Source organism: Streptomyces sp. NPDC048277 (genome assembly GCF_040652235.1).
Classification (GTDB): Bacteria; Actinomycetota; Actinomycetes; order Streptomycetales; family Streptomycetaceae; genus Streptomyces.
The window spans coordinates 241647-260053 of sequence record NZ_JBEZLQ010000008.1 but is presented as its reverse complement, the minus strand read 5'-3'; the positions used below and the strand labels follow the sequence as shown (position 1 = coordinate 260053).

At 72.2% G+C, this 18407-nt stretch carries 17 protein-coding genes; 7 read left to right on the top strand and 10 right to left on the bottom strand.

All coding sequences use genetic code 11. The features are described 5' to 3' along the window. The first annotated feature begins 136 nt into the window (after window positions 1-136). The gene (locus tag AB0D85_RS19970; RefSeq protein WP_362321803.1) at window positions 137-529 is read left to right on the top strand and encodes an anti-sigma factor antagonist; all 393 of its coding nucleotides are present in this window, start codon (window positions 137-139) and stop codon (window positions 527-529) included. Between the two features lie 28 nt (window positions 530-557). Here AB0D85_RS19970 and tuf read toward each other — a convergent pair whose 3' ends face one another. The 3 genes from tuf to AB0D85_RS19955 all read right to left on the bottom strand — a co-directional run bounded on the left by tuf (window position 558) and on the right by AB0D85_RS19955 (window position 3544). Continuing rightward, window positions 558-1751 (bottom strand): elongation factor Tu, encoded by a 1194-nt coding sequence (gene tuf / locus AB0D85_RS19965; protein WP_362321801.1) that lies wholly within the window; start codon window positions 1749-1751, stop codon window positions 558-560. Between the two features lie 66 nt (window positions 1752-1817). Further along, window positions 1818-2771, bottom strand: a complete 954-nt coding sequence (locus AB0D85_RS19960) for a ribose-phosphate pyrophosphokinase (RefSeq protein WP_362321799.1) — start codon at window positions 2769-2771, stop codon at window positions 1818-1820. Window positions 2772-2830: 59 nt separating this feature from the next. After that, window positions 2831-3544 carry an SDR family oxidoreductase gene (locus AB0D85_RS19955; protein ID WP_362321797.1) on the bottom strand — a complete coding sequence of 238 codons (714 nt, stop codon included), beginning with the start codon at window positions 3542-3544 and terminating at the stop codon, window positions 2831-2833. A 74-nt stretch (window positions 3545-3618) separates the two neighbouring features. On the opposite strand from AB0D85_RS19955, the gene AB0D85_RS19950 reads away from it, so the two are divergent. Further along, window positions 3619-4437 (top strand): helix-turn-helix transcriptional regulator, encoded by an 819-nt coding sequence (locus AB0D85_RS19950; protein WP_362321795.1) that lies wholly within the window; start codon window positions 3619-3621, stop codon window positions 4435-4437. A 30-nt stretch (window positions 4438-4467) separates the two neighbouring features. Here the strand turns inward: AB0D85_RS19950 and AB0D85_RS19945 are convergent, their stop codons facing one another. Then, window positions 4468-5658, bottom strand: coding sequence for a cytochrome P450 (locus AB0D85_RS19945; RefSeq protein WP_362321793.1), 1191 nt, complete (start codon window positions 5656-5658; stop codon window positions 4468-4470). Between the two features lie 141 nt (window positions 5659-5799). Here AB0D85_RS19945 and AB0D85_RS19940 point away from each other — a divergent pair, with 141 nt between their 5' ends. The 3 genes from AB0D85_RS19940 (at window position 5800) to AB0D85_RS19930 (ending at window position 8977) form a co-directional block, all read left to right on the top strand. Continuing rightward, the gene (locus tag AB0D85_RS19940) at window positions 5800-6501 is read left to right on the top strand and encodes a DUF4230 domain-containing protein (RefSeq protein WP_362321791.1); all 702 of its coding nucleotides are present in this window, start codon (window positions 5800-5802) and stop codon (window positions 6499-6501) included. 147 nt (window positions 6502-6648) lie between these two features. Next, window positions 6649-7575, top strand: a complete 927-nt coding sequence (locus AB0D85_RS19935) for a VanZ family protein (protein WP_362321789.1) — start codon at window positions 6649-6651, stop codon at window positions 7573-7575. A gap of 163 nt (window positions 7576-7738) precedes the next feature. Further along, window positions 7739-8977 (top strand): family 16 glycosylhydrolase, encoded by a 1239-nt coding sequence (locus AB0D85_RS19930; RefSeq protein ID WP_362321787.1) that lies wholly within the window; start codon window positions 7739-7741, stop codon window positions 8975-8977. A 16-nt stretch (window positions 8978-8993) separates the two neighbouring features. On the opposite strand, the gene AB0D85_RS19925 is transcribed toward AB0D85_RS19930, so the two are convergent. Further along, complete coding sequence (locus AB0D85_RS19925) at window positions 8994-9251, bottom strand: hypothetical protein (protein WP_362321785.1); 258 nt, start codon at window positions 9249-9251, stop codon at window positions 8994-8996. A gap of 397 nt (window positions 9252-9648) precedes the next feature. Between AB0D85_RS19925 and AB0D85_RS19920 the strand changes: the two genes are divergently transcribed. Continuing rightward, window positions 9649-10611 carry an SDR family NAD(P)-dependent oxidoreductase gene (locus tag AB0D85_RS19920; RefSeq protein ID WP_362321783.1) on the top strand — a complete coding sequence of 321 codons (963 nt, stop codon included), beginning with the start codon at window positions 9649-9651 and terminating at the stop codon, window positions 10609-10611. Window positions 10612-10625: 14 nt separating this feature from the next. Here AB0D85_RS19920 and AB0D85_RS19915 read toward each other — a convergent pair whose 3' ends face one another. The 3 genes from AB0D85_RS19915 to AB0D85_RS19905 all read right to left on the bottom strand — a co-directional run bounded on the left by AB0D85_RS19915 (window position 10626) and on the right by AB0D85_RS19905 (window position 15646). Continuing rightward, window positions 10626-10775 carry a hypothetical protein gene (locus AB0D85_RS19915; protein ID WP_362321780.1) on the bottom strand — a complete coding sequence of 50 codons (150 nt, stop codon included), beginning with the start codon at window positions 10773-10775 and terminating at the stop codon, window positions 10626-10628. A 188-nt stretch (window positions 10776-10963) separates the two neighbouring features. Beyond that, window positions 10964-12253: an ROK family transcriptional regulator gene (locus AB0D85_RS19910; protein ID WP_362321778.1), complete on the bottom strand. Its 1290-nt coding sequence runs from the start codon at window positions 12251-12253 to the stop codon at window positions 10964-10966. A gap of 237 nt (window positions 12254-12490) precedes the next feature. Beyond that, a complete protein-coding gene (locus AB0D85_RS19905) occupies window positions 12491-15646 on the bottom strand; it encodes a cytochrome P450 (RefSeq protein WP_362321776.1) in 3156 nt (1051 codons plus the stop codon). Between the two features lie 190 nt (window positions 15647-15836). On the opposite strand from AB0D85_RS19905, the gene AB0D85_RS19900 reads away from it, so the two are divergent. After that, a complete protein-coding gene (locus tag AB0D85_RS19900) occupies window positions 15837-16466 on the top strand; it encodes a PAS domain S-box protein (protein WP_362321989.1) in 630 nt (209 codons plus the stop codon). Here the strand turns inward: AB0D85_RS19900 and AB0D85_RS19895 are convergent. Together AB0D85_RS19895 and AB0D85_RS19890 are read right to left on the bottom strand one after the other, a co-directional pair. Continuing rightward, a complete protein-coding gene (locus tag AB0D85_RS19895; RefSeq protein ID WP_362321774.1) occupies window positions 16412-17320 on the bottom strand; it encodes a DUF3626 domain-containing protein in 909 nt (302 codons plus the stop codon). The genes AB0D85_RS19900 and AB0D85_RS19895 overlap by 55 nt on opposite strands. A 628-nt stretch (window positions 17321-17948) precedes the next feature. Beyond that, window positions 17949-18347, bottom strand: coding sequence for a DUF3592 domain-containing protein (locus AB0D85_RS19890; protein WP_362321772.1), 399 nt, complete (start codon window positions 18345-18347; stop codon window positions 17949-17951). Window positions 18348-18407: the final 60 nt, after the last annotated feature.

Genomic DNA, 18407 nt, shown 5'->3' with positions numbered 1-18407 from the left:
TCGCGCACGCCACAGAAAATGGCGTGCCGAAGCAGCAGACATATGTCAATCGAACATGCTCAAATTCCCTCCATCGAGGGTAACTTGCAGTGCGGGGAACGGAATTGGACCGGCAGGGGTGGGAGGTGATGTCGTCGTGCGCCAGGAACCCCGGCAGGATCCCGCGCCGCTCACCCGGCACCTGCGTATCCACCAGGAGCGCGGCTGCACGGTGCTGGAGTTCCGGGGGGAGATCGACATCGCCGCGGCGACGGAGATCGCGCCCCACCTGGACCTGGTGACCGCGCGGGAGGGCGTCCGGGTGGTGGTCGACCTGCTGCGCGTCGAGTTCTTCGACTGCTCGGGGCTGCGGCTGCTGTACCGAGCGCGCAGCCGGGTGCTGGAGCGCGACGGACAGCTCCAGCTGGTGTGCACGCACCCGCTGACCCTGCGGGTGCTGAAGGTGACGGGGCTGTCGCGGCTGCTGCCGCCGCTGGCGACCCTGGACGCGGCCCTGGGCCAGCCGGAGGCCACGTCCGGGACACTGTGACGGCGCTTCATGCAGTGCGCCTCGCCGACTACTTGAGGATGTTCGTCACCTGGCCGGCGCCCACCGTCCGTCCGCCCTCACGGATCGCGAACTTCAGCCCCTCCTCCATCGCGATCGGCTGGATCAGCTGGACGTGCATGGTGGTGTTGTCGCCCGGCATCACCATCTCGGTGCCCGGCGGCAGGGTGACGACTCCGGTCACGTCGGTGGTGCGGAAGTAGAACTGGGGGCGGTAGTTCTCGAAGAACGGCGTGTGCCGGCCGCCCTCGTCCTTGGAGAGGATGTACGCTCGCGCCTCGAACTCCGTGTGCGGGGTGACCGATCCGGGCTTGATGACGACCTGGCCGCGCTCGACGTCGTCCCGCTTGACCCCGCGCAGCAGCAGTCCGACGTTCTCCCCGGCCCGGCCCTCGTCGAGCAGCTTGCGGAACATCTCGACGCCGGTGACCGTGGTCCTCGTCTTGTGCGGGTGGATGCCGATGATCTCGATCTCGCTGTTGACCCGCAGCACACCGCGCTCGATCCGGCCGGTGACGACCGTGCCCCGGCCGGTGATGGTGAAGACGTCCTCGATCGGCATCAGGAACGGCCGGTCCACGTCCCGTACCGGCTCGGGCACGAACTCGTCGACGGCGTCGAGGAGTTCGAGCAGGGCGGCGGTCCACTCGGGGTCGCCCTCCAGGGCCCTGAGCGCGGAGACCTTGACCACCGGGACGTCGTCGCCGGGGAACTCGTACTCGGTGAGCAGCTCGCGCACCTCCAGCTCCACCAGTTCCAGGATCTCCTCGTCGTCGACCATGTCCGTCTTGTTGAGGGCCACGACGATGTACGGCACGCCGACCTGACGGGCCAGCAGCACATGTTCCTTGGTCTGCGGCATCGGCCCGTCGGTGGCCGCGACCACCAGGATCGCCCCGTCCATCTGGGCGGCCCCGGTGATCATGTTCTTGATGTAGTCGGCGTGGCCCGGGCAGTCGACGTGCGCGTAGTGCCGGCGCTCGGTCTGGTACTCGACATGCGCGATGGAGATGGTGATGCCGCGCTGCCGCTCCTCGGGCGCCTTGTCGATCTGGTCGAACGGGGTGAAGGGGTTGAGCTGGGGGAACTTGTCGTGCAGCACCTTGGTGATCGCCGCGGTGAGCGTCGTCTTGCCGTGGTCGATGTGCCCGATGGTGCCGATGTTCACATGCGGTTTCGTCCGCTCGAACCTGGCCTTCGCCACTGGGGGCCTCCCGTTCCGCCTCGGTGCCGCCGAGCGCGGGTCGGCGCTACAACTCCTCCTTCCTGTCTAGACGTTGCGCGGCTCGTCGAACAGGGCGCTCACGGACTCGCCGTTGTGAATACGGCGTACGGCCTCGGCCAGCGCCGGGGCGATGGACAGGATCCGCAACTTGTCGGTGTGTTCCTCCGCGGGCACCGGCACGGTGTTGGTGCAGACGATCTCCAGCACGTCGGGCTGCTCGCTCAGCCGTTTGAGCGCCCCGGCCGCGAACAGCCCGTGCGTGCACGCCACCCGGATGGACCTCGGCCCCAAGTCCCGTAGCCGGTCCAGCAGTTCGAGCACCGTACTGCCCTTGGCGATCTCGTCGTCGAGCACGATGACGTCCCGCCCGGTCACCTCGCCGATCACCGAGCTGATCGTGACCCGGTCGTCGGCGAACCGCTGCTTGGCCCCCGCCGCCACCTGAGCGCCGATCAGCCGGGCGAAGGCGGCGGCCTCCTTGGCGTTGCCGAGGTCGGGCGAGACGACGGTGGTGCGCGTCAGGTCGTAGCGCCGGAAGTGGGCGGCCAGCTCCCGCAGCGCGTGCAGATGGTCGACCGGCACCGAGAAGAAGCCGTGCACCTGCGGGGCGTGCAGGGTCATCGCGAGGACGCGGCTCGCGCCCGCCGCCACCAGCAGATCGGCGACCAGTCGGCCGCCCAGCGAGATACGCGGGGCGTCCTTCTTGTCGGAGCGGGCGTAGGAGTAGTGCGGCATGACGACGGTGATCCGGCCGGCCGAGGCACCCCGGGCCGCGTCGCACATCAGCAGCAGCTCCACCAGGTGCTCCTGCACCGGCCGGACCAGGGGCTGGATCAGGAAGACGTCCCGCTCCCGGCAGTTGGCCTGGAGTTGCACCTCCAGACAGTCGTTGGCGAACCTGCTGACCCGGGTCGGGCTGAGCGGCACCCCGAGGTGCGCGCAGACCTCCTCGGCCAGCTCGGGGTGGGCGCTGCCGCTGAAGACGGCGATGTCTCGCACGATCCGCTCCTCGCATGATCATCACGGGGTACGGGCTCATGCTACGGACCGTGCGGCTCTCACCACGGAACGGGTGAGCCGTCCCAGGAGAAGAACCCGCCGGTCGGCCCGTCGTCGGGCAGCAGCGCCAGCCGTACGGCCCCGCGCGCGGCCTCGGCCGGATCGCCGCCCCCGGTGATCCCCGGGACCAGGTCGGTGGCCCGCCGTCCCGGGGCGAGGGCGTTCACCTTGATCCCGGTCCCGGCCAGTTCCTGGGCGTAGAACACGGTCAGCGCGTTGAGCGCGGCCTTCGAGGAGCGGTAGGCGGCGGACCTGGGGCTGCCGTGGGCGAACTGCGGATTGGGGTGGGTGCTCCACGTGAGGGACGCGGTACCGCTGGAGACGTTCACGATGCGGGGGTGGGCCGAGCGGCGCAGGGCGGGCAGGAAGGCGTTGGTCACCGCGACGACGCCGAAGACATTGGTCTCGTACGTCCGCCGGAAGTCCTCGGCGCCGGTGTCTCCGGGCGGGCCGGTCACCGGCTGGACACCGGCGTTGTTGACCAGCGCGTCCAGGCGCCCGACCCGGGCGGCGGCGCGCTCGACGCCGCCGGGGTCCGTGACGTCGAGGACGAGGAGCCGGGCGCCCCCGCCGAGCTCCGCGACGGCCCGCTCCCCGCGCCCGGTGTCCCGGGAACCGACGTGGACGGTGAAGCCCTCCGCCACGAGGAGCCGGGCGATCTGCAGACCGATGCCCTTGTTGGCACCGGTGACAAGTGCTGTGCGATCGTTCATGACAGCCACGGTTCCCCGGCCGCGTCCGTCCTGCCAGGGACCACCTGTACCAGGCGGACCCGGGAGGTCGCGGTATGGCGAGGCAGGAACTGGCCCGCTTCCTGCGGGAGCGCCGGGCGGGACTGCACCCGCGGACGGTGGGGCTGCCGACGGGCACCGTCCCGCGCCGCACGCCCGGCCTGCGCCGCGAGGAGGTCGCGGAGCTGGCCCATATGTCCGTCGACTACTACATCCGCCTGGAGCAGGCCCGTGGTCCCCGGCCCTCCGCGCGCGTCCTGGACGCCCTGGCCGGAGCCCTGCGACTGGCCCCCGCCGAGCGCAGCCACCTGTTCCGCCTCGCCGGCTCGGCCGCGCCGCCGCCCGGCACCGCGGCGCTGCGGCAGGTGCGCCCGCAGGTGGCCCGGATGCTGGAACGGCTGCCCGACACCGCGGCGATCGTCACCGACGCGGCCTACGGCCTGGTGGCCTGGAACCCCCTCGCCCAGCTGCTGCTCGGCGGCGATCTGGGGCACGGTACGACCAACCTGGCGCGGCGGCGCTTCCTCGGCCAGGGACGGATGTACGAGAGCACCGGCGCCGAGGAGTTCGGGCACATCGTGGTGGCCCGGCTGCGGCGGGCCGCCGAGCGGTATCCGCAGGACGTGCAACTCGCCATGCTGTTGGGCGAGTTGCGGGCGGGCAGCGAGGAGTTCCGGCAGATCTGGGCGACACATCCGGTGCACGCCCCGGGGCACCGCGCCAAGGTCGTCGACCATCCGGAGCTGGGGCGGCTACGGCTGAACTGCGACGTCCTGCTGGTGCCGGAGGACGACCAGGAGGTCGTCCTCGTGACGGCGGACCCGGGATCGCCGTCGGCACGGCGGATCGCGGAAGTGGCCGTGCGGGCCGCCTGACCGGAGTTGTGAACGGCGGTCCGGCAGAGGTCACCAGGACACGGGCAGGTGCCTCGGACTGCGGGTCAGCTGACCCTCGCGCCAGTCGATCGTCGTGGGCGTGAACTCCGCGCGCAGGCCGGGGAAGCGGACGGCGAGCCGGTGCAGGGCGAGGGTGATCTCCAGCCGGGCCAGCCAGGCGCCCAGGCAGTGGTGGGGTCCGGCGCCGAAGATCACGCCGGGTACGGGCAGGGGCGCGGTGAGGTCGGGCGGTCCCGACGGATAGACATCGGGGTCGCGGCTCGCCGAGTTGGTCTGGACGGCGACGACATCGCCCGCCCGGATGCTGACGCCTCCGACCACGGTGTCCTGGACGGCCCTGCGCAGCAGCCCGGGCAGCACCCGGCCCTCGCTGATCGGTACGGTCCGCAGCAGCTGCTCGGCCGCCGTCGCCGCGCCCTCCTCGTCCACCGCGAGCGAGGGCCAGTCGGCGTGTCCGTCGGTCAGGAGGTAGACGACCATGTTGCCGAGCGCGGACATCGTGGTCTCGTGCCCGGCGACCACCAGACCGCAGACCAGACGGACGAGTTGGCGCTCCTCGATGCCGAGCGAGTCGCCCGCCGCCACCAGACCGCTGACCAGGTCGTCACCGGGCCGGGCCCGGCGCTGCGCCACCACTTCGGCCCCGAAGGCGGCGAACTCCCGCATGGCGCCGACGACTTCCTCCGCGGTGTGCGCTCCCCCGGACAGCGCGTGGTCGGCCCAGTGCCGGATGCGTTCGCGGTCGATGTGGTCGAGGCCCATCAGCCGGCAGATCACCGACACGGGGAGGGGCCGGGTGAATCCCTCGACGATGTCGGCCGGCCGAGGAGTGGCGGCGAGTTCGTCGAGGAGCGACTCGACCACCGACCCCACCCAGGGGCGCCAGCGGGCGACGGCCCGCGGGGTGAACGCCCGCTGCACCGTGCCGCGCAGCCGCTGGTGACCGGGACCGTCCTGGTTCACCAGTCCGTCGGGGTCACTCAGCAGGTTCGGTACGGCGAGCAGCGGCGGGGCGTCCTCGGCATGCAGGGAGCTCCGGTCGAAGCGGGCGTCCATGAGGACCTGGCGGACGTCGTGGTAGCGGGTGACGAGCCACACCGGGGTGCCGGTGTCCAGGGTCGCGGGCCGCGGCGGACCGGACTCGGGATACGTCATGCGGTGCATGGGACATAAGGGCCGGGAGGTGCTTTCTGCGGTCATCCGGGGCTCCTGGCACGCCGACGGGCAGTCACACCACGCTAAAGCGTGTACCAGTCCTGCGTCAGCTGTCTCAATAAGCCAACAACACGGTCTGACAAGGCTTTTGCCGGGCATTCGTCTCGTTGAAAGGAGGGCCGTCACATGGCGAGTTCCACCAAGGAGAGCTCCACGAAGGAGACTCAGACTCCGGTCAGGGCCCTGCCCCGGCGCATGCCCGGCTGGGCGAAGGTGGTCACGGCGTTCGTGCTGGTGCTCGTGGTGCTGTTCGCCGGGATCAAACTGGCGGTACTGCCGGGCATCAAGGACCTGTTCGGCACGGAGTCCCGCGACAACACGGGTCCCGCGCTGCTCAAGTCCATCCAGGACATGAGCCGTTACGATGCCGCGGCCGGCAACTTCCAGGTCGTCGTGGACCTGGAGAAGGACGCCAAGTACCTGCCCAGCGCGATCCGCGGCACCCGCACGCTGTACGTCGGGGCGGGCACCGTGGAGGCCTATGTCGACCTCGGGAAGATCGCTCAGAAGGACGTGACGGTCAACGCCGACCGCACCGAGGCCACGCTGCGACTGCCGCACGCCCAGCTCGGCAAGCCGGCGCTGGACGCCGACCACTCCTACACCGTCTCCAAGCAGCGCGGTCTCCTCGACCGGCTCGGCGACCTGTTCTCGGACAACCCCAACAGCGAGCAGGCGGTGCAGAAGCTCGCCGTGAAGCACATCTCGGACGCGGCCAAGGACAGCGGACTGACCACCCGCGCCGAGACCAACACCACCGGGATGCTGGAGGGCCTGCTGCACTCCCTCGGCTTCACGGAGGTGCACGTGTCCTACGGCACCGCGTGACCGGACGCCCCTGCGCCCCGGCAGCGCCGCGCCAGAAGCGCGGCGCTGCCGCTTGTGCACCCCGGCCGTCGTCGCGGCTGCGGCATCCTCCGGCGGTTCCTGGGTAACTGGCTTACTACGCCGGAAAGTTGAAGAGTGGAGGACCTAATGGCCAGCGCCACCTCGCGCCCGCGCACCACCAAGGGCGACACGAACGAGGGGACGAAGAAGGACGAGGGCACCGGCAGGAAGGCCGGAATGTTCGCCAGGGCCGCACGCGTCTTCAAGGCCGGCCGCGCCGAGCCGGCCGCCGCCACCGCCGCAAAGGGCGCCGCAGGCAGGCCCGGCGCAGCCGCCAAGGCGGGCGGCTCCGGCGGGAAGAACACCACCGCCAAGAAGAGCACCGCCGGCAAGAAGTCCACCGCCACCAAGCCGAGCGGCACGGCCAAGGGCACCACCGCCAAACCGGGCCGCACCGCCAAGGGCACCTCGGACAAGGCGAGCGGTACCGCCAGGACGGGCCGGTTCGGCAAGGGCGCAGGCGCCAAGGCGGGCGATTCCGGCAAGGCGGGCGGCTCCGGCAACGCGGGGGGTTCCGGCAAGGCGGCCGGCTCCGCCAAGCCCGGTGCCGAGCCTCGTGCGCTCCCGCTTCCGCTGCGACTGCTGGCCATGGCGTGCGCCTTCGTCGCGATGGTGGCGTTCGCCGCCGTACTGGCCCGGCTGACCCTGGACCCGTCCCCGGCGTCGGTGTCGATCGCACACACCAATCTGCATCCCGGCAGCACCATCAAGCTCTATCTGGACCAGCCCTCGGTCCGTGACACCGTCAAGCAGATCGGCGGGAACGTGCTGCTGGGCCTCCCCTTCGGGATCCTCGTGCCGGTCCTCGCGCCCGGCGCCCGGGGGGTCCTGCGGGTGCTGGCGCTCACCGCCATCGTGATGCTGCTGGTGGAGATGGCGCAGGGTGCGCTGGTGCCCGGCCGGGCCTTCGACGTGGACGACGTCATCCTCAACACCTCGGGTGCGCTGATCGGTTGGCTGCTGCTGGGCCGTCGGCTCGGCCGGGCGGTGCACGCGCGCAAGCCCAAGGCGTGAACACCGGCCCGCACCGGCCCGCACTGATCGCACCGGCCGTACTGGTCCGTACCAAACTCTTGACGCGGACTTATCTCACTTCTTAAATCAAGAGGCGACGCCTTCACCCCCCACCTCGGCCGACTGCCTCCCCGCATCCGGCCGCCGTACGGAAGGACGAGCCGTGGCCTCCCCACGCCTGCTCCGCAGCTGCCTGTTCGCCGCCCTGTCCGCCGCACTGGTCGGGTCCGTCGCGGTCGGTCCCGCGCACCGGGCCGAGGCCGCCGGCACCGCCGCGGCCGCCGTGACGACCTTCTCCGACACCTTCGACGGCCCCGCCGGTTCGGCGGTGGACTCCTCGAAGTGGAATCTGGAGACCGGCGACAACGTCAACAACCACGAGCGCGAGTACTACACCTCGGGCACCGACAACGCGGCCCTCGACGGCCAGGGCCACCTGGTCATCACGGCCAGGAAGGAGAATCCCGCCAACTACCAGTGCTGGTACGGCACCTGTCAGTACACCTCGGCCCGGCTGAACACCTCCGGGAAGTTCAACGCCCGGTACGGGCATGTCGAGGCCCGGATGAAGATCCCGCGCGGCCAGGGCATGTGGCCCGCGTTCTGGTTGCTCGGCACCCCGGTGAACTGGCCGGACTCGGGCGAGATCGACGTGATGGAGAACGTCGGTTTCGAGCCCTCGACCGTGCACGGCACCATCCACGGCCCCGGCTACTCCGGCTCCGGCGGCATAGGCGCGGCCTACTCGCTGCCGAACGGCCAGGCCTTCGCGGACGCCTTCCACACGTTCGCGGTGGACTGGGCGCCGAACTCGATCACCTGGTCGGTGGACGGGACCGTCTACGAGACCCGCACCCCCGCCGACCTGGGCGGCAGGACCTGGGTGTACAACGACAGGCCGTTCTTCCTGATCCTTAACCTGGCCGTCGGCGGCTACTGGCCGGGCGACCCGGACGCCTCCACCTCCTTCCCGGCGCAGCTGGTCGTGGACTCCGTCTCGGTGACGACCGGCGACACCGCGGCCGGGGTCGCCATCAAGGGGCTGGCCGGCAAGTGCGTGGACGTGGCCGGGGCGAACTCCGCCAACGGCACCGCCGTCCAGCTCTACGACTGCAACGGCACGGCCGCCCAGCAGTGGACGGTCGGCGGTGACGGCACCGTCCGCGCGCTGGGCAAGTGCCTGGACGCCACCGGCAACGGCACGGCGGACGGTACGACGGTCCAGCTGTGGGACTGCACGGGCGGGGCGAACCAGAAATGGGCCGTCTCCGCGGCGAACGACATCGTGAACCCACAGGCGAACAAGTGCCTGGACGTCACGGGGAACAATTCGGCCAACGGCACCCGGCTGCAGATCTGGACCTGCACGGGCGGTGCCAACCAGAAGTGGGCGGTCGGCTGAGAGCGACGGTCGCAGACTAGGGACGCGGCCCGCGGGGCACCCAGGTGAACTTGTCCCCGCCCACCCAGCGCACCACGTCCGGGTCGTCCAGGTCGTGGACCGTGATGCCGTAGGCCGCGGCGATCGACAGCACGTCCGTGATGGTCCGCGCCTCGCAGACCACCTCACCGTCGATCTCCACTATGCGGAACGGCGCGCTGCCCGGCTTGCCGGTCATGACACCGAGCACCAGGATCCGCGGCTGGGAGATGTGGGGGCTCGCTATCTCGGTCATGAGTCGAGGGTAGATCTCCGCGGCCGGAAGTGGCTGGCCGGAATCACCCCGACGGCGCAGGTGGCGATGGACCTTGCCCGGATGTTTGCGCGCGCTTGAGGAAGACACGAGGGAGCCCGCGGCGGGAGCCGGGACGGGTGATACGCATCACGTGGAGGCATGGAACACCGGACGGTGGTTGTCCGTTGAACCAGCCGTGGGTGCGGATGGGACAGTGTCCCCGGGCCTCACCTTTTGCCCACAGGGACGATCGTTCGGCTGAAGCCCTGTGGAGCCCTTCGCCGAGAGGCGACCGCCATCCGTGCCCACCACCTGACCGCCCCGGCCGCGAATCCCCCGTCGCGGCCGGGGCTTTTCGCTTGACTTCGAGCGCACTCCAATTCGTAGCGTTCAAGTCATGAACACCACGACTCCACAGCACAAGATCGGTTCCGGCTTCGGCGCGGACAGCACCGCCGACGACGTCCTGGCGGGCCTCGACCTGGGCGGCAGGCTCGCGATCGTCACCGGCGGCTACTCCGGGCTCGGGCTGGAGACCACCAGGGCCCTCACCAAGGCGGGCGCCCAGGTCGTCGTCCCCGCGCGGCGCGCCGAGGCCGCCAGGGAGGCGCTGTCCGGCCTGGACCGGGTCGAGGTGGACGAGCTGGACCTGGGCGACCTGGACAGCGTGCGCGCCTTCGCCGAGCGGTTCCTGGCCTCCGGCCGGACCGTCGACCTCATGATCGACAACGCGGGGATCATGGCGTGCCCCGAGACCCGGGTCGGGCCCGGCTGGGAGGCCCAGTTCGCCACCAACCACCTCGGGCACTTCGCCCTCGTCAACCGGCTCTGGCCGGCCATCGAGCCCGGCGGCGCCCGCGTCGTGTCGGTCTCCTCCCGCGCCCACCACTTCCACGGGATGCGCTGGGACGACGTCCAGTGGCAGCACGGCTACGACAAGTGGGCGGCCTACGGCCAGGCCAAGACCGCGAACGTCCTGTTCGCCGTGCACCTCGACCGGCTCGGCCGGGACTCCGGTGTACGTGCCTTCTCCCTCCACCCCGGCGGCATCATGACCCCGCTGCAGCGGCACATCCCCCGCGAGGAGATGATCGAGCGCGGCTGGATCGACGAGCAGGGCACCGTGCTGAACCCGCAGGGCTTCAAGACGCCCGCGCAGGGTGCGGCCACCCAGACCTGGGCGGCCACCTCCCCGCAGCTGGACGGCATGGGCGGGGTCTACCTGGAGGACTGCGACATCGCCGAGCCCGCCGTGGAGGGCGCGCAGAACGGCGTGCAGGCCTGGGCGGTCGATCCGGAGCAGGCCGCCCGGCTGTGGGACCTGTCGGCGGAGCTGACGGGCGTGAACGCGTTCGCCTGACACCCGGCCGCGCGTCACGCCCCGCTCTCGGCGCCGATGAACTCCCGCAGGTCCGCGGTCAGTTGCCCGGCGTGGGTCCTGAACAGGCCGTGCCCGGCGTTCTCGTATCGCCGGGCCGTGGTCGGCGCAGTACAGGCGGGTGCCGTCGGCAGGGCTCTCGTCACCAGTCGGACGGCTCGTCCGGCAGCGGATCCCCGGGGTGTACCGCCCCCGAGCGCGGTGCACCCCGGGGTCCTGTCCCGGCCTCGCCGGTGTCGGGGAGGCCGGCGTCGTCGCGGTCGTCCGGGCGGTACGCGAGTACCTCGCCGCGGAGCCCTGAAACGGGACCCGGCTCAGCGCGTCTCAGGGCGTCTCAGCGTGGGGAGCGCTCCTCCAGCGCCGTGCGCCAGGCGGGGAGCCGGTCCTCGGTCGCCGGTTCCGCACGGCGGCCGCCGCGGGAGAAGAAGTCGGCGAGGGGCAGGATCGCGGCGCCGACGGTGACCGCGTCCGGGCCGAGCCGGCCGAGGTCGATGGTGACCTGCTCGGCGGGGTGGCGCAGCGCGTACGTGGTCGCGTAGCGGCGTACGGCGGGCAGGAAGCGGGCGCCGAGCTGGAGGCCGGCCCAGCCGCCGATCAGGATCCGCTCGGGCTGGAAGAGGTTGATCAGGTCGGAGAGGCCGGCGCCCAGGTACTCGGCGGTCTCCTCCAGGACGGCGAGCGCCACCGGGTCGGGCTCGGTGCCCTCGGGCGGGTAGGCGGCGGCGAGCATCGCGGTGAGCGCGGTCTCCTCGTCGAGGCCCTCCGCCGGACGGCCGCCCTCCTCGCGCCAGCGGGCGAGCAGCGACTCCGCCCCGGCGTACGCCTCCAGGCAGCCGAGCGCGCCGCAGCGGCAGCGGCGGCCCCGCACCCGTACCGTCAGATGCCCCCACTCGACGGCCCGGCCGTGCTCCACCTCGGCGGTGACCAGGCAGGCACCGACGCCGGAGCCGAACAGCACCACGACGGCGTTGTCCGCGCCGCGCCCCGCGCCGAACCACATCTCGGCCTGGCCCAGGGTCTTGGCGCCGTTGTCGATGAAGTACCGGACGGATTCCGGGAGTTGGCTGCCGGAGCGGAGCAGCTCCTCCAGCGGGACGGCGTCCCAGCCGATGGTCTGGCCGTGCACGACGGCACCCCGGTCGGCGGTGTGCTCGACGATTCCGGGCACGCCCACACCGACGCCGAGCAGCAGTTCGGGGTCGGCGCCCTGGGTCGCGAGGACCTCCGCGATGCCGTCCCGGATGTGGCCGACGATCACCTCGACGTCGTAGCCCTGCTGTTCCAATGGACGCTCGGCGCGGGCGAGTTCGGTGAGGGTGAGGTCGAACAGCTCGACGCGGACGCGGGTCTCGCCGACGTCGACGCCGATCATGTGGCCGCTGTGCGGGGCGACGCGCAGCAGGGTGCGGGGGCGGCCGCCGTCGGAGTCGACGCTGCCGGCCTCCTCGACCAGGCCGTCCGCGACCAGGTCGGCGACCACGTTGCTCACCGAGCCGGAGCTCAGGCCCGTGGCCGGGCCCAGCTCGAAGCGGCTGAGGGGGCCGTCGAAGTACAGCCGCTGCAGCACGGCCGTGCGGTTGGCCCTCCTGAGGTCGCGTACCGTGCGCCCGTTCCGCCCCGCCATGTGGCTCCCTTCACGAACCCTTCCCGACCTGCAACATACTCCTTCGGGCAGCGGGAAGCGATATTTTCCCAACCCTTAGTTCACGCTGTGAGCTAAGGAGGGGCGTCGGGTCGCGCCGTAGGGGTGCGGGTCGCGCGCGGGTCAACGGCCGGTGGGGGCTGGTCGCGCCCACGCGGCGGAGCCGCATATCGATACAGACCCGCGCTCCTGAAGGGGCGCTCCTCACCAGGACGTCGATCAGGACGCCGCGTACACATCCTCCACGAAACGTCCGTCCGCCACCAGGGAGTTCAGCCATTCCTCGGGGTTTCCGGCAGGCGTGCGGTCGCGGTACATCGCGCGGAACGCCTCGCGCACCCCCGGTGCCATCCTGCTGCCGTCTCCGCAGACGTACACCTTCGCGCCCGCCGCCAGCAGGGCCCAGATCTCGTCGGACTCGGCCGCGAGGCGGTGCTGGACGAAGGTGCCCTCGGTGCTGAAGGCCGGGCGCAGGGACACGGCGCCGGCGGCCTGGGCCGCGTGCAGTTCCTCGGTGTGCAGGAAGTCCGCGTCGGCCGCGTCGCAGCCGAAGTAGCAGAGGGCGGGCGGGAGTTGGGCGCCCTGGGCGAGGGCTGCCGTGCGGTCCGCGACGGCGCCCCGGAAGGGGGCCAGGCCCGTGCCCGCGGCGATCATGATCACCGGTGCGCTGTCGTCGATGCGGAACGCCTCCCGGCACGGCTGGACGCGGGCGTACAGGGTGTCGCCGGGGCGCAGCCCGGTGAGGTGGCCCGAGCCGGTGCCCGTGTAGGTGCCCTTGCCGGAGCGGGCGGGGGCCTCCAGCAGGGAGATCATCAGGTCGGCGTGGCGGGGGTCCGTGGTGGGCGAGGAGGAGATCGAGTAGTGGCGCGGCTTGAGCGGGGTGAGGAGCTCCAGCAGCCGGGGCCAGTCGAGGGCGCCGCGCAGGGCCGGGTGGTCCTCGACGATCTCGACGAGGGTGCGCGGGTCGTCGCTCAAGGCGGCGAGGGCGGCCTGCTCGGGCGGGCAGGGGTTGGCGTCGGCGAGCAGGGACAGTTGTCCGGCGCTGGGACGCTCCTGCAACTCCACGTGGTGGGTGAGGAGTTGGCGTGCCGTCAGCGGGCGGTCGACGGCGAGGCCGTCGCGGCGCGGGCGGCTGGCACGGATGTCCAGGACGGTGTCGAGGCCGACGCCGAGGGCGGTGGCCGCGCGGGCGACCAGCTCCGGGGCGTTGGCGGGGAGCACGGTCAGGTGGTCCGCGGTGCGGTAGGTGACGCCCTCGGGCAGGGCGATCCGCAGGAAGCGCTTGGTGCGGGGGTGGGAGGCGGCGGTGAGGTCGTAGGCCTCGGTGACCGTCATGGGCACGAGGTCGTGGCGTTCGGCGACGGCGTCGAGAGGGCCGCCGGCCAGGGTGCGGACCTCGTACGCGGCGGTGGGCTCCGGCTCCGCCGAGGGGGCGGCGTCGGGGTCGCCGTACCGCTCCAGCAGGGCGGTACGCAGTCCGGCCGTGAAGGCGCGGACCGTGCCCGTCAGGTCGCCGGAGGCGTCGGCGGCGGCCCGGCCAGTGAGACGGGTGGCGCCGAGTTCGGCGAGGCGGGCGTCCACGCGGGTCGGGAAGTGCTGGTAGGTGGCGGCCCAGTTGCGGTCGCCGACGCCGAGCACGGCGTAGGTCACTCCGGTCAGGTCCGGGTTGGAGTCGAGCCAGGCGGCGAAGGCGGTGGCGTCGTCGGTGGGGCGGCCGTTGTAGGAGGCGGCGGTGATGACGACCGGGCGGTCCGTGGGGAGACCGGTGGCGTACGCGTCCAGGGCCGCCACCTCGGTGGCGCAGCCGATCTCGGCCGCCTCGTCGGCGAGCCGGGCGGCGAAGCCGCGGCAGGTGCCGTAGTTGCTGCCGTGCAGCAGGAGGGCGCCGGTGCCGGTGCGGACGCGGGCCGGGAGGGCGGCCGTCTCGGGGGTGTCGTGGGTGACCGCCGGCCGCGCCCCCGGCAGCGGCCGGTGGCGGCGGTCGGCGGGGGTGCGCGGGGTGAGGGTCAGGGTGAAGCCCTCGGGCTTGAGGGTGAGGGTCTCCTTGACCGTGAGCGTGTAGTCGGCGTGGTCGTGCGGCCGGTAGCGGTGCACCAGCATGGCGAGCAGCATGGTCGCCTCGTGGAGGGCGAACTGCCGTCCGATGCAGGCGCGTTCGCCGGTGCCGAAGGGCTTGAAGGCGTGTACCGGGCGGGCCGCCTCGGCCTCGGGGGTGAACCGGGAGGGGTCGAAGAGTTCGGGGTTGTCGCCCCAGACCGGCTGGCGGTGCAGCATCGGGGCGAGCACGGTGACGGCCTGGCCGGCCCTGAGCGGGATCCGGCCGCCGAGCAGGGTGTCGTCGAGGGCGTGCCGGCCGAAGGCGGCCGCGGTCGGCCACAGCCGCAGCGCCTCGTTGAGCACCTGCCGGGTGTAGGTGAGGCGGCCGACCTCGTCGTACGTCGGCTCCGGGTCGGGCGTGTCGCCCCACAGGGCGTCCACCTCGCGCTGCACCAGTTGGAGCGCGGTCGGGTGCTTGGCCAGGTAGTACAGGGCGAAGGACATCGCGCCGGAGGTGGTCTCGTGCCCCGCGATGAGGAAGGTGATGACCTGGTTGCGGATGTTGGCCGGGTCCAGGGTGGTGCCGTCCTCCGGGTGCCGGGCGGAGAGCATCAGGCCGAGGAGGTCCCCGGCTCCGCTCTGGTCGGTGCCGGTGCGGGCGGCGATGACGTCGTCGACGACCTGGGCGAGGTAGTCGGCGTCGTCGCGGAAGGCCGCGTCGGCCGCCGAGTGGTCCGTGCCGGGCCTGCGGGCCAGGCGGGTCATGCTCCACTCCAGGCAGCGGACCATGGACTCGACGAAGGGGTGGGGTTCGGCGCGCTCGAAGGAGCCGAAGTCGTAGTCGAAGCCGGCCAGGCCGATGGTGTCGAGGGTCATCCGGGTCATGTCGTCCGGGACGTCGACCGGGCGTCCGTCACGGGCGGCCCGGTCCCAGGAGTCGATCAGCCGCCGGGCGACCTTGAGCATCACCGGGTGGTAGGTGTGCATCGAGCCGAGGGCGAAGGCGGGCATGAGGATGTCGTGCGCCTTGGCCCAGTTGGGCTCGTCGTTGTAGGCGGTGAACAGTCCGTCGGCGGCGAAGGCCCGCACGTTCTCCAGGGCGGGCCCGATGTGCTTGGCGAACCGCTGCTCGTCGGCGAGGTCGGCGACCAGGTCCGCGTCGGCGACGAACAGGGCGTCCCGTCCGTGCAGCCGTCGTACGAGGACCGGCCCGTGCTCCCGCATCAGATCCATGACCTGCTGGATCGGGGTACGGCCGGGTCCGGTGGCGGTGATGTCGACGACGGGGACGCCGGTCAGGGGGTCTGCGGTGTCGGTGTGCGGCGCGGTGGGGGGCATGGCGCGACAACTGCCTTTCGCGGTACGGAGATCCTGCGATCCAGCGTGGTCCTCCCGGGGCCGGGCGCGATGCCGTCGCACTACACGATCGTGCAGTCGAAAGTGCCCGCGGGCTCTTGCGCCGGGCCGGTGAGGTTGCCTCTGACCTGGGTGGTCGCCTTGGATGAAGGAGAAAGGGGCTGAGGTGGGCATGGAGGCGGGCGGGCTCGACGGCGTGGTGTGGCGCAATCGTGCCCTGACGCTGTTCGACCGGGTGGCGGTGCCGGTCGCGGTGTGCGATGTGTACGGCCTGGTGGTGCTCGCCAACCCGGCCATGGCCGCCGAGTGCGGTACGACACCGGGGCGGCTGCGCGGCCGGGACGTGCTGGACCTGTTCCGCCCGCAGGAGGAGGCCCAGGTGGAACGGATCGCCGAGGCGCTGCGGCTGCGGCACCGCTCGCGCTATCAGGTGTCGGTACGGTGGCGGACGCCCGACGGGACCGAGCGGTACGGGGAGTTGACGGCGGACCCGGTGAGCGAGTCCGTGGGTGAGACGCCGGCGCTGCTGGTGATGCTGCGGGTGGACGGCGAGCGCGAGGCGCCCGAGGCGGAGCCCGCGCGGGTCACCCGGGTCGAGGGACGGGTGCTGGCGCTCCTCGCGAGCGGCGCCACCACGGCGCACGCGGCCCGTGAGCTGGGCCTGAGCAAGGACGGCGTGACCTACCATCTGCGCCGGCTGTCGGCCCGCTGGGACGCGGCCAACCGCACCGAACTGGTCGCCCGCGCCTACGCCCTGGGCGTGCTGGTCCCCGGCGTGTGGCCGCCCGCGCCGGCGGAGTAGGCGGTGCCGGCGCCTGCCGGGGCGCCGAAGCGGGCGAGGGTGTGCCAGACCATCTTGAGGTCCTGGATCCCGTACCGGCCGGTGCGCGCCGCGTCGCCGATGATCCGGGGGTCGACGACGCCCTTCTCGGCGATCCGGGCGCCGAGTTCGGCGTACTCCGGGCCCCGGTAGTCGGCGTGGCGGCGCAGGTCGGGCACGGTGAGCCGGTAGCCGGGGTGCCATTCCACCGGGAAGGGCAGTCGGCGGGCCGCCGTCTCCACGGGGGTGTTCCGGTAACCGGCGTCCAGGACCAGGGCCTCCACGTCCCGGTCGAGCCGTACACCGCCGTGCACCTGGGTCTCGACGTAGTCGTTCAGGGCGTCCTGCTCGTCGGCCTCGGCCAGGGCGAGCAGGCGCGTTCCGGCGGCGACGCCGAAGTCCGTCGGCTCGGCGGCGCTGTCGGGGTAGCAGAAGGTGGCGCGGTGGAGTGCCGGGCCGGTGAGCCTGAGGTGCGAGGAGCCGAACCGCGGGGCGGCGCCGACGACTTGGCGGCGGAAGTTCAGGGCGCCGTACACCGGTCGCTCGGCCGGGCGGGCGTCGTCGTAGGCCCCGCCGAAGATCCGGCTCTCCCAGCGCCAGCGGTCACCGCCCGGGAAGGCGGTGAGCCCCCCGTTGCCGGTGCCGGTGACGAACTGCGAGTGGTAGGCGCCGTCCCGGGCCAGCGCCTGGAGGACCGGCAGCCCGGCCGAGAGCCGGTCGGGGTGGAAGTTCAGGGTGATACGCAGCGCGGGGTCCAGGGCCGGCCCCGAGGAGAGCGCGGCCACATGGCGCAGGGCGGCCGCGGCCCGTGCCGATCCGATGCCGGCGAGTCCCATCGGCTCCCCCTACGACCGAACCGTCCGATGCCGCCCGACCGTATCCGATCACGGTCGTCCGGTGCGCAACCATTTCGCGGGCGGCGGGCCGACCGAGGGGCCGGGCCGCCACCGAGACGGAGCACTGCGGGCCGGATCTACCACCGAGGCGCGGCGCGGCAGACCCGGGGCTGCCACCGAGGCGCGGCGCCGCAGATTTGAGACCGCCACCAAGACACAGCACCACAGACCGAGACTGCCACCGGCTCGGGCCACCACCGGCCCGAGACTGCCACCAAGGCACAGCACCACACCCCCCGAGACAGCCACCAAGCCGGGCCACCACCGACCCAAGGCTGCCACCAAGGCACAGCACCACACCCCCCGAGGCAGCCACCAAGCCGGGCCACCACCGACCCGAGACTGCCACCCAGACACAGCACCACACCCCCCGAGACAGCCACCAAGCCGGGCCACCACCGACCCAAGGCTGCCACCCAGACACAGCACCACACCCCCCGAGACAGCCACCAAGCCGGGCCACCACCGCCCCGAGGCCACCACCGACCCAAGGCTGCCGCCGAGGCACAGTGCCGCAGGCCTGGGGCCCTCGCCCAACCGGTTCACCGCGGGCCCGGGGGCCGTCCGGTCAGCTCGTTGCGGCGATGAGGGCCCCGACGGCCAGGAAGACCACCGCGCCGAACGTCAGGAACACCGGCGGACCCACGAGGTGCCGCCACATGCGTACCCTGGCGATCTGCGGGTTCGCCGCCAGATACACGACCTCCACCTGCCGTCCCGTCGGCAGCCCCATGCCGGTCCCGCGCACCCGTGGCGAGAACTCCACCCGGTAGCCGGAGCGGTCCGTGAAGGCGATGACCGGGATCCAGTTCGGCCCGTCGCTGTCGTGGGTGCGCACATTGTCCACGACGACTCCCCAGGTGCGCGTCCCGTGCCGCCGCAGGCGCCGTACCACCACGCTCTCGTGCGCCGCGGCCACGAGGAGCCCGAGGCCCGCCACCGTGCACAGCACCACTCCCCAGTTCAACGTCCCAACCCCTCTGTCTCTCTTGGCCGTTCGGCGCCCCGGGTGCAGGAGACGCGTCGG

Excerpts from the sequence above, each read along its gene's own strand:
- AB0D85_RS19955 (WP_362321797.1), bottom strand. The coding sequence starts at position 3,544 with ATGAACGATCGCACAGCACTTGTCACCGGTGCCAACAAGGGCATCGGT.
- AB0D85_RS19950 (WP_362321795.1), top strand. The coding sequence starts at position 3,619 with ATGGCGAGGCAGGAACTGGCCCGCTTCCTGCGGGAGCGCCGGGCGGGA.
- AB0D85_RS19945 (WP_362321793.1), bottom strand. The coding sequence starts at position 5,658 with ATGACCGCAGAAAGCACCTCCCGGCCCTTATGTCCCATGCACCGCATG.
- AB0D85_RS19940 (WP_362321791.1), top strand. The coding sequence starts at position 5,800 with ATGGCGAGTTCCACCAAGGAGAGCTCCACGAAGGAGACTCAGACTCCG.
- AB0D85_RS19935 (WP_362321789.1), top strand. The coding sequence starts at position 6,649 with ATGGCCAGCGCCACCTCGCGCCCGCGCACCACCAAGGGCGACACGAAC.
- AB0D85_RS19925 (WP_362321785.1), bottom strand. The coding sequence starts at position 9,251 with ATGACCGAGATAGCGAGCCCCCACATCTCCCAGCCGCGGATCCTGGTG.
- AB0D85_RS19920 (WP_362321783.1), top strand. The coding sequence starts at position 9,649 with ATGAACACCACGACTCCACAGCACAAGATCGGTTCCGGCTTCGGCGCG.
- AB0D85_RS19910 (WP_362321778.1), bottom strand. The coding sequence starts at position 12,253 with ATGGCGGGGCGGAACGGGCGCACGGTACGCGACCTCAGGAGGGCCAAC.
- AB0D85_RS19905 (WP_362321776.1), bottom strand. The coding sequence starts at position 15,646 with ATGCCCCCCACCGCGCCGCACACCGACACCGCAGACCCCCTGACCGGC.
- AB0D85_RS19900 (WP_362321989.1), top strand. The coding sequence starts at position 15,837 with ATGGAGGCGGGCGGGCTCGACGGCGTGGTGTGGCGCAATCGTGCCCTG.
- AB0D85_RS19895 (WP_362321774.1), bottom strand. The coding sequence starts at position 17,320 with ATGGGACTCGCCGGCATCGGATCGGCACGGGCCGCGGCCGCCCTGCGC.